General features: G+C 66.0%; 12 protein-coding genes and 2 pseudogenes. 12 read left to right on the top strand and 2 right to left on the bottom strand.

Annotated features, from left to right (window positions below):
• Nucleotides 1–207 precede the first annotated feature (207 nt).
• Both VYI76_RS16810 and VYI76_RS04495 read left to right on the top strand, forming a co-directional pair.
• Nucleotides 208–438: pseudogene (locus VYI76_RS16810) on the top strand (hypothetical protein); the annotation flags it as partial.
• A gap of 105 nt (nt 439–543) precedes the next feature.
• Nucleotides 544–1,493, top strand: a pseudogene (locus tag VYI76_RS04495) (IS3 family transposase); the annotation flags it as partial.
• 9 nt (nt 1,494–1,502) lie between these two features.
• Here the strand turns inward: VYI76_RS04495 and VYI76_RS04490 are convergent.
• Nucleotides 1,503–2,372: a sulfurtransferase gene (locus VYI76_RS04490; RefSeq protein ID WP_326523578.1), complete on the bottom strand. Its 870-nt coding sequence runs from the start codon at nt 2,370–2,372 to the stop codon at nt 1,503–1,505.
• Between the two features lie 101 nt (nt 2,373–2,473).
• On the opposite strand from VYI76_RS04490, the gene VYI76_RS04485 reads away from it, so the two are divergent.
• The 10 genes from VYI76_RS04485 (at nt 2,474) to VYI76_RS04440 (ending at nt 14,166) form a co-directional block, all read left to right on the top strand.
• Nucleotides 2,474–3,388, top strand: a complete 915-nt coding sequence (locus VYI76_RS04485) for an MBL fold metallo-hydrolase (RefSeq protein ID WP_326523575.1) — start codon at nt 2,474–2,476, stop codon at nt 3,386–3,388.
• Nucleotides 3,389–3,452: 64 nt separating this feature from the next.
• Nucleotides 3,453–4,256 (top strand): IclR family transcriptional regulator, encoded by an 804-nt coding sequence (locus tag VYI76_RS04480; protein ID WP_326523574.1) that lies wholly within the window; start codon nt 3,453–3,455, stop codon nt 4,254–4,256.
• 82 nt (nt 4,257–4,338) lie between these two features.
• A complete protein-coding gene (locus VYI76_RS04475) occupies nt 4,339–5,226 on the top strand; it encodes an SMP-30/gluconolactonase/LRE family protein (RefSeq protein WP_326523573.1) in 888 nt (295 codons plus the stop codon).
• Complete coding sequence (locus VYI76_RS04470) at nt 5,223–6,404, top strand: acyl-CoA dehydrogenase family protein (RefSeq protein WP_326523572.1); 1,182 nt, start codon at nt 5,223–5,225, stop codon at nt 6,402–6,404. Before VYI76_RS04475 ends, VYI76_RS04470 begins: the two co-directional genes overlap by 4 nt.
• A gap of 13 nt (nt 6,405–6,417) precedes the next feature.
• Complete coding sequence (locus VYI76_RS04465; protein ID WP_326523571.1) at nt 6,418–7,518, top strand: acyl-CoA dehydrogenase family protein; 1,101 nt, start codon at nt 6,418–6,420, stop codon at nt 7,516–7,518.
• An 18-nt stretch (nt 7,519–7,536) separates the two neighbouring features.
• Nucleotides 7,537–8,301, top strand: a complete 765-nt coding sequence (locus VYI76_RS04460; protein ID WP_326523570.1) for an enoyl-CoA hydratase/isomerase family protein — start codon at nt 7,537–7,539, stop codon at nt 8,299–8,301.
• A 3-nt stretch (nt 8,302–8,304) separates the two neighbouring features.
• A complete protein-coding gene (locus tag VYI76_RS04455; RefSeq protein WP_326523569.1) occupies nt 8,305–9,903 on the top strand; it encodes an AMP-binding protein in 1,599 nt (532 codons plus the stop codon).
• Between the two features lie 124 nt (nt 9,904–10,027).
• Nucleotides 10,028–12,772, top strand: a complete 2,745-nt coding sequence (locus VYI76_RS04450; RefSeq protein WP_326523568.1) for a TonB-dependent receptor — start codon at nt 10,028–10,030, stop codon at nt 12,770–12,772.
• Between the two features lie 18 nt (nt 12,773–12,790).
• On the top strand, nt 12,791–13,708 hold the full coding sequence (locus VYI76_RS04445; protein WP_326523567.1) for an SDR family NAD(P)-dependent oxidoreductase: 918 nt from the start codon (nt 12,791–12,793) through the stop codon (nt 13,706–13,708).
• A gap of 14 nt (nt 13,709–13,722) precedes the next feature.
• Nucleotides 13,723–14,166, top strand: coding sequence for a nuclear transport factor 2 family protein (locus tag VYI76_RS04440; protein WP_326523566.1), 444 nt, complete (start codon nt 13,723–13,725; stop codon nt 14,164–14,166).
• Between the two features lie 52 nt (nt 14,167–14,218).
• On the opposite strand, the gene VYI76_RS04435 is transcribed toward VYI76_RS04440, so the two are convergent.
• Nucleotides 14,219–14,830: a glutathione S-transferase family protein gene (locus VYI76_RS04435; protein WP_326523565.1), complete on the bottom strand. Its 612-nt coding sequence runs from the start codon at nt 14,828–14,830 to the stop codon at nt 14,219–14,221.
• Between the last annotated feature and the right edge of the window lie 2 nt (nt 14,831–14,832).

Below are 14,832 nucleotides of genomic sequence, written 5' to 3'. Positions count from 1 at the left end.
GCCGCGCTGACCCCGAACCGCTCGGCAGCCTGCCGACATGACACACCGCCCTCAACAACGGCGACGACACGATCCCGAAGATCACGCGATAAGGCTCGACCCATCCGTGCCAGCCTCCTTCGCCAGCACGGATCCTGAATCAGAAAATCCGACCCCTGTGAATCCCTACCGATTCAGATCGGCCGAAAACCGCTCTAGCGGGCGCGAATGAACCGCACGTCCCGCGCCCTTCCGCCTGGCCCATTCCGTCGCTTCAACTCGTCACCCGAGGTGATCCGGCCGGTGTGGTGGTGATGTACGTCCGGTTCCCATTGAGCCTGCGCAATGTCGAAGACCTGCTGTCCGAGCGCGGGATCGACATTTGCCACCAGACGGTGCGCTTCTGGTGGAACAGGTTCAGCCCGATATTCGCCGGCGATATCCGGCGACAGCGGGGGATCACATTGGCCTGCTGCCGGTTCGATGAACACAGAGATCGGATTTTTCCATCTATCGGAAGTTCGCAATGCAGCGAAGACCGTTCTCAAGCTTGAAGCGGTGAGGATGGTACGGGATTGCGGCGTGGCAGTTGCGCAGGCTGCACGTGATCTGGACGTGCACGAGAACGTGCTGCGTAAATGGGTGAAGGGGTTGGCGGCCGATCCGGGCCATGCCTTCCCGGGCATGGGCAGATGAGGCCGGAACAGTTGGAGATCGAGCGTCTCCGTCGCGAAGCGGCCAAGCTGAAGGCGGAGCGCGACATCCTAAAAATGCCGCCGCCTACTTCGGGACATGAGGTTCGCCTTCATCGCGAAGCACCGAGGGATCTGGCCGGCAGCGTGGATGTGCGGGGCGCTCGGTGTCTGGCACGACCTGCTCGCCTCTCCTGTGGCCTGCATCGGGTCGAACGGCTCATGCAGGCGCAGGGGCTGAGGGCACGGCCTCGCCGTCGCGGACTGCCCAAGGATCAGGGCGAACGCTCGGTCATCGCTGGCAATGTGCTGGATCGCCAGTTCACGGCCGACAGGCCCAGCCAGAAGTGGGTGGCTGACTTCACCTACATCTGGACGGCCGAAGGATGGCTCTACGTGGCCGCCGTCATCGATCTGTTCTCGCGCAGGGTGGTGGGCTGGTCGATAAGCGACACCATGACCGCCCAGCTCGTCACCGACGCGCTGATCATGGCGATCTGGCGGCGGGGCAAGCCGGACGCCCTGCTGCATCATTCGGACCAGGGCAGCCAGTACACCAGTGAGCAGCTCCAGCGGCTGATGGCCGACAATGGCGTCGCCTGCTCAATGAGCCGGTCCGGCAATGTCTGGGATAATGCCGCTACGGAACGCTTCTTCTCCTCGCTGAAGACCGAGCGGATCGGGAGGAAGGTCTACCGCACAAGGGCTCAGGCGAAGGCAGACGTGTTCGACTACATCGAATGCTTCTACAACCCGACCCGCCGCCACTCGACCCTGGGTTACGTTAGCCCCATCGACTTCGAACGGGAAGCCGCGGTAGCCCGAATGAACTTACCTCGGTGTCCGCCAAACCAGCAGCAGGCCAGAATGCCGGTCACCCTGACTGCTCCATTCGCTCCAGGAACCGGGGTAGAGGCTGGCCCCCGGCAGGCCGGCGATCTCGAGCGCCAGGGCGTTGTGGCAGGCCGTGACACCGGAGCCGCAGTAGAGGACGAGATCCGACGGCTCGGACGATCCGATGATCGCCGAAAATTCGGTCGCCAGCACCTTTCCGGACTTGAACCGGCCGTCGATCACATTGTCGCGATAGGGGCGATTGCGCGCGCCCGGAATATGGCCGGGCACCGGATCGAACGCGGCGACCTCACCCCGGAAGCGCTCGGCCGCGCGGGCATCGACCAGCAGCCGGTCGCCGGCCGCCAGACCATCCTCGACATCCCGCGCGGTGACGGTCGGGAGCGAAGGCTCGGCGCTCGCCGTGAAATCGCCCGGCTTGCCCCGTTTTGCCTCACCGCGCGCCAACGGGCCACCAGCCGCAAGCCACGCCGACAGCCCCCCGTCGAGCACCGCGACACGGTCGTGTCCCAGCCAGCGTAACAGCCACCACAGGCGCGCCGCGAACGGCCCTTCATGGTCGTCATAGGCGATGACCTGCTGGCCTTGGCGCAAACCCAACGTCCTGAGAGTTGCTGCGAGCATTTGCCGATCCGGCAGCGGATGGCGACCGTTCGTGCCGGTTGCTGGCCCGGACAGATCGGTCTCAAGGTCCAGATACTGCGCGCCGGCAATATGTTCACGGGCGTGATCCGCGGCGCCTGCGTCCGGATCGGTGAGTTCGAACCGACAATCGAAGACCGCGACATCGCCGCTGGCGACCAGCGCGATCGCGGTCCGTGCGTCGATAATGGTGCGATAGTCCATGGCGCTGTCCTCCCGGCGGTTTCATCCGGTGGGCGATAATCCGTGCAGGCGCGCACGACCCAGCCCTTGCAGGCCGCGAACTGACATAAATCACGTGCGTGATGACATCTGCGGCCCATGACCCGGCGATCGACGCCGCCCGCGCGGGGTGTTCGGAAGCCGCTCCGCGACCGGATGTCGCCGCTTTCATTGACAGCGACAGCAATACGATCAGCTATATCGTCAGCGATCCGGCCACACGCGCTTGCGCGATCATCGACAGTGTCCTTGGTTTCGATGCCGCGGCAGGCCGCGTCACATACCCGTCCGTCGACATTCTGGCCGGTCATGTCGCGGCGAACGGGCTGACGGTCGACTGGCTGCTCGAAACCCATGTCCATGCCGATCACCTGTCGGGCGCGACGGCGCTGCGCGCGCGGACAGGTGGTCGTATCAGCATCGGCAGCGGCGTCCGCGATGTCGATGCAGCGGTTGGCCCGCTGTTTGACTGCAGCGGGTCGATCACCGCGTTCGACCGGCTATTCGAGGACGGGGAGCAGTTCGCGATCGGCGATCTGCAGGCGACGGTGCTCGCGGTGCCCGGCCATACGCCGGCCTGCGTCGCCTATGCGATCGGCGACGCGCTGTTCTGCGGCGACACGATGTTCATGCCCGATTACGGCACGGCGCGTTGCGATTTCCCCGGCGGCGACGCCGGCACCCTCTTCAGATCGGTGCGGCGGCTGCTCGATCTGCCGTCGGCGATGCGCGTCTTCGTCGCGCATGACTATCCGACGCCGGCACGGCCGGACTTGGCCTGGGAGACAACGATCGGCGCACAGCGAGCGGACAATATCCACGTGCGCGATGGTACAACCGAGGCCGATTTCGTTGCCGCACGGACGGCGCGCGACGCGACGCTGGCAATGCCGCAGCTGATCCTGCCGTCGATCCAGGTCAACCTGCGCGCAGGCGGGCTGCCTGCCCCGGCGGCGAACGGCGTGCGATATCTGAAATTGCCTCTGGCGCAATTCTAGGGGATTCAGGCGACCCGCAAACACGCGGGCGCAGCGTGGCCATCGGCCGGAACGGGAGAGCATCGTGGAACGGCGTGCAGTCAAATCGGCGTCGCGAACGCTTGAAGTGCTGGAACTGTTCTCGGAACAGCGCCGGCCGCTGCGGCTCAACGATATCTATACCGCGCTCGGTTATCCGCAATCGAGCGCGACCAACCTGCTGAAAAGCATGGTGATGCTCGGCTACCTCAACTACAATCGCGCGACGCGCACCTACCTGCCGACGATCCGCGTTACCGTGCTCGGCAACTGGCTGCTGGGTTTCATCCATGGCCAGGGCAACTACCGGCGGCTGGTCGACCAGCTTCATCGCGAAACCGACGAGACAGTCGCGCTGGTCACGCAGAACGACCTGTTCATCCAGTATATCATGATGCGGGTGCCCACCCATGAGCACAAGATGCCGCCAAACGAAGGGGCCATGCGGCTGATGCTCGATTCGAGCTCGGGCATCGCGCTGCTCAGCCAGGTCAGCGATCGCGAGATCGACAAAATCTGCCGCTATACCAACTATTACGAACTCGCACCCGGCGGACGGATCAACCTGGAGGACGTGATGCGCGAGGTGAACTGGGCGCGCCACACCGGCTATTGCTACGTGCCCAACCGCCCGACGCCGGAGGTGTCATCGCTTTCGTTTCCGCTTGGCGAGCAATTGCACGGCATTCCGCTTGCGATCGGTGTCGGCGGAATGGCGGAGCGCATCTCGCTCAAGAAGAGCGCCATCGTCGCGACGATCCGCCGGCTGATCGATCAGTTCAAGGAACACACCGGCCCGTTCGCGGACCTCGCCGGGCCCGCCACCCGCGAGCCGCTATCACGGGAGTGATATTCGCCGAGCCGCTCCGCGCGGCGTAGCGCTAGGCGACGGCTTCCCCGACCTTCCGACCAACCTGCGGGAGAGGCGGCCGGTGGCGGCGACGATCGATTTGCTGGATGGTGCGCGCAACGCGCTGGGGGAAAGTCCGTTGTGGGACGGCGCTGCGGCGCGGCTATGGTGGGTCGACGCCCTCGCCGGAAGGATTCATTCGAGCGAAGCCGAGGGTGGCGACGCCCGTTACTGGCAACTCGACAAGCCGGTCGGCAGCATTGGCCTCGCGAGCGGCGGAGGGCTGATCGCGGCGCTGGCGGACGGTTTCTATCGTTTCGATCCCGCCAACGGCGGCACCGAGGTGATAGCGTGCCCGACGCTTGGCGAGGGGGCGATCCGGTTCAACGACGGCAAGGCCGACCGACAGGGCAGATTCCTGAGTGGCACTATCTTGATGGCGGAAAACGGGCCGGACGGGACGCTTTGGCAACTGCACGCCGACGGGACCGCCGTTTGCGTCGAGCGGGGATTCCGTCTCGCCAACGCGCTCTGCTTTTCGCCCGCAGGTGACCGCCTCTACTTCGCCGACAGTCTTGAGGGGATCGTTCGCCGCTATCCCTATGATCCCGAAACCGGCGCGCTGGGGGCGGCGGAGCCGTTCATCGACTGCCGCGAACACGGGTCGGCGCCCGATGGCGCGACGGTCGACGCGGACGGCAATGTGTGGATCGCGCTGGTCCAGGCGCAGGCGCTGCTGTGCGTCGGCGCCGACGGCGGCGTTTTGCGCCGGATCGACGTGCCGATACCCTATCCGTCATGCCCGGCGTTCGGCGGGCCGAAGCTCGACACGCTGTACGTCACCTCTATCGCGGATTCGGGGCACCGGCTGAAATCGGACCATCCCGATGCCGGGCGGATTGCGGTCGTCCGCGGGCTGGATGTGCCGGGCATCGCCGAGGCCCGCTGTCTCGCGGGAGCGAGCGCATGAACCTGGATTTCACAGCCGGGGATCTGGCGTTCCGCGACGAAGTCCGCGCGGTGCTGGCGCAGATCGTACCCGAACGCTGGCGCCACCGTGTGCGCGCCGGCGTGCGGCTGGAGCCCGCAGACCTGATCGCCTATCAGAAGGCGCTGGCCGCACGCGGATGGGGCGCGCCGACCTGGCCGGTCGAATATGGCGGCACCGGCTGGTCGCCGACGCAGCTCTACATCTTCGAGACGGAGGCGACCCGGGCCGACGCGCCGGTCCAGTTCCACCAGGGGCTGGAGCTGATCGGGCCGATCATCTTCACCTATGGCAGTGCCGAGATGAAGGCGCGCTACCTGCCCGCGATCGTCAATGCCGACAGCTGGTGGTGCCAGGGCTATTCGGAGCCGGGCGCGGGATCGGACCTTGCCGCGCTGCGCACCCGCGCCGAGCGCGACGGCGACCATTATGTCCTGAACGGCCAGAAGATGTGGACGAGCTACGCGCATGTCGCGACACACATGTTCGTCCTCGCGCGTACATCGACCGAGGCGAAACGCCAGCAGGGCATCTCGCTGCTGCTGGTCGACATGAAGACGCCGGGCCTGCGGGTCCGGCCGATCGAGACGCTCGACGGCAAGGCGCACACGACCGAGGTGTTCCTGGACGATGTCCGCGTGCCGGCAGCCGATCTGGTCGGCGAGGAAGGCCAGGGCTGGAACTACGGCAAGGTGCTGCTCGATCGCGAACGCATGGTCGGGGCCGCGACCGCGCTGCGGCTGCGCCAGACGCTGGCGGGCGTCCGTGCGGCGGCGGCGCGGCGGCGGGTTGGGGACGACGCCCTGCTCGACACCCCCGGTTTCTCGGCCAAGCTGGCGCAGATCGAGATCGAGGCGATCGGCGTGGAGACGATGGTCCTGCGCCTGATGGCCGACGCCGCCAAGGGAACGGATTCGGGCCCGCGCGCATCGATGCTGAAGCTGCGCTGGTCCGAACTCTACCAGCAGGCCACCGCGCTGTGGGTTGAAGCACTCGGCCCCGCCGCCGCCCATTATCGCGTCGAAGGCGATGCGGGACAGGCCGATCCCGACATGCCCGAGGCCATGCAGGGCGCGCTGCATTCGCGCGTCACGTCGATCTACGGCGGGTCGAGCGAGATCCAGCGCAACATCATCGCGCGCCGCGCGCTCGGGTTGTGAAGAGAGGGGCGTAGTGGATTTCGACTATAGCGAGGAACAGCGGCTGCTGTTCGACCTGATCGACCGGTTCGGTGCGGCCAACTACCCCGCCGCCGGCCGCGAGCCAATGCTCGCCGATCTGGCCGTGGGCGACCGGCGGCGATGGGATGAGCTGGTCGACCTCGGCGTCCTCGCGCTCGCGGTTCCCGAGCACGAGGGAGGGATGGGCGGCAGCGCAACCGACGTGATGGCCGTGATGGAGGCGTTCGGCCGGCACTTGATCCCCGAACCCTATGTGTCGAGCTGCGTTCTGGCGCCGGCGCTGCTGGCGGGCACCGGCCACGGCGCCACGTTGACGGCGATCACCGACGGATCTGCGATCGTGGCGGCCGCGCTGATCGAGGCAGAGTCGGGCTTCGCGCTCGACCGGATCGAGACGCGCGCCGAACCCGCCTCCGACGGCTGGCGGCTGACCGGGGCCAAGACGCATGTCGAAGATGGCGGCGGCGCGGATATCTTCCTTGTCTCCGCCTGGACCGGCGACGGCATCGGCCTGTTTCGCGTGCCCGCCGGTGCGCCTGGCCTGACGGTCATGCGCGCGCGCTCGATCGATCATCACCGCCACGCCCGCCTGCGCCTCGACGGGGTCACGCTGGGCGCAGACGCTATTGTCGGCGAGGTCGGCGGCGCGCTGCCCCGGATCGAGGCCGCGGTCGATCGCGCGATCTGCGGGCATCTGGCCGAGGCGGTTGGATCAATGGACGCGCTGGTCGCGATGACGCTCGACTATCTCAAGACGCGGCACCAGTTCGGGGTCGCGATCGGCAGCTTTCAGGCGCTTCAGCACAAGATCGTCGACATGGCGATCGCCGCCGAGGAGGCCCGATCGATGGCCTATCACGCGACGCTGCATCTCGATCGCCCGCCAGCCGAGCGCCGCCGCGCCGTCGCCGCCGGAAAAGCCCGTGTCGGCCAGTGCGGCCTGTTCGTCGGCCGTCAGGCTGTCCAGCTTCACGGCGGGGTCGGCGTCACCGCCGAACTGATCGTCAGCCACCACCTGCAGCGGTTGATGATGATCGACCTCGCGCACGGCGATTCCGCCCATCACGTCCGCCGCTTCGCCGAAGCGGCCTGAACCACGAAGGACCGACCCATGAGCCTGATCCGCGTCGAGGTGGAAGATTTCGTCGCCGTCGTCACGATGGACAATCCGCCGGTCAATTCGCAGCCGATGGAGTTCGTCGAACAGCTGACCGCGGCGTTCGATTCGTTCAACGATCGCGACGACGTGCGCGTCGTGGTGCTGACCGGCGCCGGCAAATGCTTCTCGGCCGGTGCGGACCTGAAGAACCGCCCGGACCTGTCACAGCCGGGTGCGCGATGGAAGCGCAACCGCGCGGTGCGCGGCGTCAGCTATTGCATCATGGAATGTGACAAGCCGGTGATCGCAGCGGTCAACGGCCCGGCGCTGGGCGCGGGGTTGGGGCTGGCGGCGAGCTGCGACATCATCGTTGCATCGGAAAACGCGATGTTCGGCCTGCCCGAGGTCGATGTCGGGCTGATGGGCGGCGGCAAGCACGCCGCACGCATCCTTCCCCATTCGCTGGTGCGCCGGATGATGCTGACCGGATATCGTGCGCCCGCGGCCGAACTCTATCGCCGCGGCGTGATCGAGGCCTGTCTGCCCGCCGACGAGCTTATGCCGTGGACGCTGGCGATGGCGCGCGAGATCGCGGCCAAGAGCCCGCTGGCGACGCGACTGGCGAAGGACAGCATGCGCACCATCGAGACGATGACGCTGCGCGACGGTTACCGGTACGAACAGAACAATACCGCCCGCCTCGCCCAGTCGCACGACGCCGCCGAGGCCGTCGCCGCGTTCGTCGAGAAGCGCGCGCCGCAGTTCAAGGGCTGCTGACCCGTGACCGACTGGAATTTCGGCGACCTGATCGACGCCACCGCGCGCGTCGTGCCGGCCGCTCGCCCCGCGCTGATCCACGGGGATCGCGTGATCGACTGGGGGACGCTGGACGCGCGGACCAACCGGCTGGCCCGCGCCATGTTCGACCGCGGCCTGCCGGTCGATGCGCGGGTCGCGATCATGGCGCGCAACGTGCCCGAATATATCGAGATCGCCGTCGCCTGCGTGAAGGCGCGGCTGACCTATGTGAACATCAACTATCGCTATACCGAGAGCGAGGTCGAATATGTCCTGGCCGATTGCCAGGCGGCCGCACTGTTCCACCAGGCCGAATTCACGCCGGTTATAGGCATGCTGCCCGATAGGCTGGGCGGCCTGGCGGTGATGGTCGATATCGACGGCGACGCCTATGCCGCGATGACGTCGGAAGGCGATGGCAGCCCGCTGGGCATCGAGCGTTCGGGCGACGATGGCTATTTCCTCTATACCGGCGGCACCACCGGACGACCGAAGGGCGTGCGATGGCGCGGGCGCGATGCGCGACGGGTGCAGATGGAATCACCGACGATCCCGCGCCGGGCGAAAACCATGGACGATCATGTCGATATCGTCCGCAACGCGCGCGCCGGCCGCGTGATCCCGGCCTGCCCCTTGATGCACGGCGCCGGCCTGAACAGTTCGATGGCCGAACTGGTCGCCGGCGGCACCGTGATACTGCTGCCATCCGACCGCTTCGATCCGGTCGAGCTTTGGGAGCAGGCCGCGCGCCATAAAGCGACGCGCGTGCTGATCGTCGGCGACGTTTTCGCACGACCCATGGCGCGCGCGCTGGAGGACAACAGGGGCCGCTGGGACCTGATGTCGATGCGCGTCATATCGTCGGCCGGACTGATGTGGAGCGAGGAGGTCAAGGCGGCGCTTGTGCGCGAGCTGCCCCAGGTCACGCTGGTCGATGTGCTGGGCGCGTCGGAGGCGTCGGGCTTCGGTTACGCGATCACCACCGCGACCAGCACCACGCCGACCGGCCTGTTCGACCCCGGCAGCGAGACAGTGTTGATCGAGGTCGATACCGATCGGGTGCTGGGCGCCGACGAGGTCGGTCAGGGCTGGCTCGCCCGCCGCGGGCCGTTCGCCGCCGGCTATCACGGCGATCCGGTCAAGACCGCGTCGGTCTATCGCGAGATCGGCGGCGTCGCCTATGCGATCCCCGGAGACCTCGCCGCGCGCGAGCCCGATGGCCGGCTGCGGCTGCTGGGGCGCGACAACATGTGCGTCAACACCGGCGGCGAGAAAGTGTTCGTCGAGGAAGTCGAAGAGGCGCTGAAGCTGGCGCCCGGGATCGACGACGTGCTGGTCGTCGGCGTGCCCGATGCGACCTGGGGCAAGAGCGTCGCCGCGCTTGTCACGACCACCGGCGGCTTCGACGAGTCCGCCATCCGCGCCGCGCTGGGGCGGACGCTGGCTGCCTACAAGATCCCGAAACGCCTGATCCTGCTCGATGCCCTGCCCCGCCATGCAAGCGGCAAGGGGGACTATCGCGCGGCGACCGAGATTGCCGTCGCGCATGCTGCGGCCCCGGACCGGCTTTCGCATATGTGATTTGAAGCGCGCCACTGCCCGCGCGACGCGACCCGGCGTGATTGCGGGGTACGATTTCAGTCGTAGAGCGGGCACTCGCGATCATGGCGGTCGCGCCAGATGCCGCCAATCTGGGAGGAAAATCATGGCCGATGCCGCGCGTCTGAAGTCCATCTTTGCCGCAGGCGCCGCCGCCTGCGCACTGACCACGGCGATCGCCGCGCAGGCGCAGGTCGCCCCAGCCGGAACTCCACCCGCCGCCCCGTCAGCTGGCCATTCGGATGACATCATCGTTACCGCCCAGCGCCGGTCGGAATCGCTTCAGGATGTGCCGATCGCGGTATCGGCCTTCAGCGGCGATCTGCTCCAGGCGCAGAAGATCGATACCGGCGCCGACCTGCAGACCGGCGTCCCCAACCTGACCTTCTCAAAGGGGTCGCGCGGCGACAACATCACCATCCGCGGCATCGGCAACAAGCAATTTACGTCCAGCGGCGACACCACCGTCGGCGTGCATTTCAACGGCGCGCCGATGACCGACAACCGCCTGTTCGAGGCGGACTTCTTCGACGTCGAACGGGTCGAGGTGCTGCGCGGTCCGCAGGGCACGCTCTATGGCCGCAACGCGACCGGCGGCGTCATCAACCTGATCTCCGCCAAGCCGACCGGCAAGTTCGAAGGCTTCCTGGGCGCCGAGTTGCAGAACTACGACGGCCGCAAGTTCCGCGGGATGCTGAATGTGCCGATCCTCGACGACAGGATCGCGCTGCGCGTCGCGGGCTTCAGCTACAATCGCGACGGATTCGTCACCAACGTGCTGAACGGCGGCAAGTTGGACAGCCGCAACATCCATGCGTTGCGCGCCACGCTCCAGGTCAAGCCGACCGACACGCTGACCGCCTATGCGCTGTTTCAGCGGTTCCGCGAGGACGACGACCGCATCATGACCGGCAAGTCCGCCTGCGTGCGCGACAACGGCCCCGGTAGCGTGGGCGGGGTTGCAGTTACCAGCGCGGTTCTGCGCGGCTTCCTGAGCCAGGGTTGCGCCAACGTCCGCATCGATCCGAACACGACTACGGACGTACCAAATTTCCTGACGACACTGTTCGGCGTCCAGGGCTATCGCGCCGGCGTGACGCCGGGCGACGTGTTTGCCGGCAAGCAGCAGGTCGCCGGGGTCGACAACGTCGAATCGCAATATGATCCGATCTACATCGCCCAGCAGGATCATTACGAAGCCGGGATCACATGGTCGCCGGTATCGACGATCGACGTCAACTATCTGACCACCTACACGCGCGGCTATACCGACATCGGTCAGGACGGCTATCTCGCCAAGCCGACCCTCACTTTCACGCCGACCGCACTGGTGCCGAATGGCATCGTCAACGATCCGCAAATGGGTCCTGGCAACAGCTTCTATTACTATAACGAGCTACGTCGCACGACGAAGCAATGGTTTCACGAACTGCGATTTTCATCCGCATTCGATGGGCTTTTCAATTTCAGCCTCGGCGGAAACTATCTGCATTACAAGCTTAATCCAGACAATTACATCTTTTCACATGTGTTCACCGCGTTCGCGAACTCGCTGAACGGTGGAAATGCCTGCGCGCTTGGTGCAACAAATTGCGTATACATCGAGCCGAACGAGCGCGCGCTGACTAACGCCACTGGACACAATTATTATCGTAGCCTTACGCCGTATGAGCTGAAATCCAAGGCCGCATTCGGCGAAATCTATCTGAAGTTCAGCCCGGCGTTCAAGGTGACTGGCGGCCTGCGCTACACCGAGGACAAGAAGCGGCTGTTCAGCTTCCCTGTCCGGCTCGGCGCAGCGGGCAGCGGCTATGCAGCCGGAAACCCGCCCTATTTCGACGCCAAATTCGAGGCGGTCACCGGCCGTGTCGGCTTCGACTGGCAGGCCGACCTCGGCTTCTCGAATTCGCTGATCTACGGCTTCGCGTCGCGTGGCTACAAGGGCGGCGGAATCAACGGCGTCGTCCCGGGCGTCAGCCTGACGTACAAGCCGGAATATGTGAACGCGCTCGAATTCGGCATGAAGAATACGATGATGGGCGGGGACCTGGTCCTGAACCTGTCGGCGTTCTATTATGACTATCGCGACTATCAAATCTCCAAATACGTCAATCGCACAGCGATCACCGAGAATGTCGACGCGACAATCAAGGGGCTGGAGATCGAAGCGATCGCCCGTCCGGTCGAGGGGCTGCGGCTGAACCTGACCGGCGGCCTGCTCGACACGACGATCAAGAACGGCACGTCACTGGACTTCTTCGACCGAACGCAAGGCGACGCGTCGCTGACGCTGGTCAAGAACACCTCGGCCAGCACCTGCGTCGTACCGACCGCCGCGCTCGGCAACCTGATCGCGATCATCCAGCAGAACCCGGGCGCCCCCGTCATGGCAGGCGTTTCAGGCAATCCGCTTGCCCTGCTCAACGCCTGCGCGGGCACCTATGCGACGTCGCTTGGCATCACCCCGACGCAGGGCGTCGACGTCAACCTGAGCGGCAAAGACCTGCCCAACGCGCCACGCTGGACCGTTTCGTTCGGCGCGCAGTATACCGTGCCGGTGTCGGACAGCTGGAACGTCACGATGCGCGGCGACGTCTATCGCCAGGGCCGCAGCTATGCCCGCGTGTTCAACGGGCCGGTGGATTACATGCCCGGCTGGGGCAATATGAACCTCAGCCTGCGGGTCGAGAAACCCGGCGACGACGTCGCGATCGAGCTGTTCGTCAAGAACCTGGCGAACAACCGTCCGGTGACCGACTACCTCTACAACGACGATTCGATCGGTCTGCTGCCGCGCGCCTATGTGAAGGAACCGCGCGTCATCAGCCTGGGCGTCTCCAAGAAGTTCTGACGCCGGAAAGGGTTTGACATGATCGACGTCGCAGGAAAGGTCGCCTTCGTGACCGGAGGCGCCAGCGGGATCGGGCTGGGTATCGCGGAGGCGCTGCTCGAGGCGGGAATGAGGGTTGTCGTCGCCGATATCGACGCATCCGCGGCCGGCGCGGCCGCGGACCGGCTGGCCGGCGAGGGCCCGGAGGCGATGGCGGTGACGCTCGACGTGACCGACCGCGCGTCATGGGAGGCCGCGGCAGCAGCGGTGGAGGCGCGGTTCGGCCCCGTCGACGTGCTGTGCAACAACGCCGGGGTCGCGCAAAGCCGTCTGCCCGGCGGCCAGCCGCTGCTGATGACGGACATGAGCGAAAGCCTGTTCCGCATGGTCATCGACGTGAACGTGGTCGGTGTGTTCCTGGGCGTCAGGACATTCGGCCCCCGCATGATCGCGAGGGGACAGGGTGGATCGATCGTCAACACCGCGTCGATGGCCGGCTTCCTCAGCCCCATGGGGTCGAGCGCCTATGTCACCTCGAAGTTCGCGTGCGTCGGCCTGTCCGAGACGTTGCGCGCCGAACTGGCGCCGCACGGCATCGGCGTGTCGGTGTTCTGTCCGGGAGCGGTCAAGAGCAACCTGACCGTCAACTCGGCCGTGCGCCGCGCGGCGGTGGTGCACGACAGCGAAGGCAAGCAGACCCGGCTTGACGACACGCCCTCGACCAAGATCGTGATGCCGGCGATCGCCGCGGGTCGAAAGGTGCTGGACGGCATCCGCGCCAACGATCTCTACATCTTCAGCCACCCGGAATTCCGCGAACTGGTCGAGGAACGCTTCGCCGCGGTGCTGGCGTCGTTCGGCGCAGGCGCGCTCGACGGCTACCGCGATCCCGACGTCGTGCTGACGATGTCGCGCAATCCCGCACACGCGGAAATCCTGGCGCGCCGCGCCGGCTGAAGGGGAAACGGACCATGGACGCGATCGAACGGCTGCTGATCGAGAACGCCTGCAAGGACCTGATGACACGCTATTGCATCACGCTCGACACGCGCGACGTCGATGGGTTTCTTGGTCTGTTCGCAGAGGACGGCGTGTGGGAACTGGTCAACGACACGCCGCGCGCGCTGTCGGGCCGGGACGCGATCCGTGGCTATTTCGAGAAGCGCCAGACGTCACTTTACAATGTGCATCTGCTGCAGAACGCCCATGTCGAGGTGAAGAGCCCGACCGAGGCCGAGGGCTATTGCATCGCGCTCATCATCGACGGGCCGGCCGGCGACCTGCCGGTGCCGCTGCGCGGGACGGAGATGATCACCCAATATACCGACCAGTATCGCCTGTTGCCGGAAGGGTGGCGGATCGTGCGCCGGTCGATGACCAAGCTGATCGACAAGAAGTCGCCCAAGCCCGAGTGACAAGGGTATAGGCGGTGCGCGGCCCGGCGGCGTGCCGGACCGCGCACCGTCGTCAGCCCTCCCGCGCGACCGCCCGCGCCACCGCCGGACGGGCAAGCATGCGATCGTAGTGCGCCTGGCAGTTCGCCGGCAGCGCCTCGCCCAGCCGGTACGCCTTCCACCGTTCGCAATAGAACAGAGCGGCGTCGGCGATCGAGATGTCGCCGCAGAGATAGTCACGCCCGTCGAGCGCCGTGTCCATCGCGGCGAGCCCGCCGTCAAATATCTCACGCCCGCGGGCCTTCACCGCGTCATGATCCGCCTCGTTCGGCGTGAAGTTGCCGGGACGGACCATCCGGGTGAAGCCCATCATGTGGACGGTCGCAACCAGATAGTCGGTCGCTTCATACACACGTGCACGCGCGAACGGATCGGCGGGGATCAGCCGGGGGGCGGCAGCGATGCCGTCCAGATAGGTCGCGATCGCCGGCCATTCGGTCAGGATCGCGCCGTCGTCGAGTAGCAGAGCGGGCACCTTGCCCTTGGGGTTGATCGCCAGAAACTCGGCGGAGCGCTGTTCGCCGCCGGCGAGATCGACGGTCTGCACCGTGCAGTCGATCCCCAGTTCCTCGATCAGTACGACGATGCCCGTCGAACAGCTGTTGTTGCCGTGGAATAGCTTCATCT

Origin of the sequence: Sphingomonas sp. (genome assembly GCF_035910975.1) — a bacterium.
GTDB lineage: Bacteria > Pseudomonadota > Alphaproteobacteria > Sphingomonadales > Sphingomonadaceae > Sphingomonas.
This window is presented reverse-complemented; position numbering and strand designations above follow the sequence as displayed.

Bases quoted from the DNA above. Each gene is read 5' to 3' on its own strand.
- VYI76_RS04460 (WP_326523570.1), top strand. From the start codon at position 7,537: ATGAGCCTGATCCGCGTCGAGGTGGAAGATTTCGTCGCCGTCGTCACG.
- VYI76_RS04445 (WP_326523567.1), top strand. From the start codon at position 12,791: ATGATCGACGTCGCAGGAAAGGTCGCCTTCGTGACCGGAGGCGCCAGC.
- VYI76_RS04435 (WP_326523565.1), bottom strand. From the start codon at position 14,830: ATGAAGCTATTCCACGGCAACAACAGCTGTTCGACGGGCATCGTCGTA.
- VYI76_RS04450 (WP_326523568.1), top strand. From the start codon at position 10,028: ATGGCCGATGCCGCGCGTCTGAAGTCCATCTTTGCCGCAGGCGCCGCC.
- VYI76_RS04440 (WP_326523566.1), top strand. From the start codon at position 13,723: ATGGACGCGATCGAACGGCTGCTGATCGAGAACGCCTGCAAGGACCTG.
- VYI76_RS04490 (WP_326523578.1), bottom strand. From the start codon at position 2,372: ATGGACTATCGCACCATTATCGACGCACGGACCGCGATCGCGCTGGTC.
- VYI76_RS04470 (WP_326523572.1), top strand. From the start codon at position 5,223: ATGAACCTGGATTTCACAGCCGGGGATCTGGCGTTCCGCGACGAAGTC.
- VYI76_RS04485 (WP_326523575.1), top strand. From the start codon at position 2,474: ATGACATCTGCGGCCCATGACCCGGCGATCGACGCCGCCCGCGCGGGG.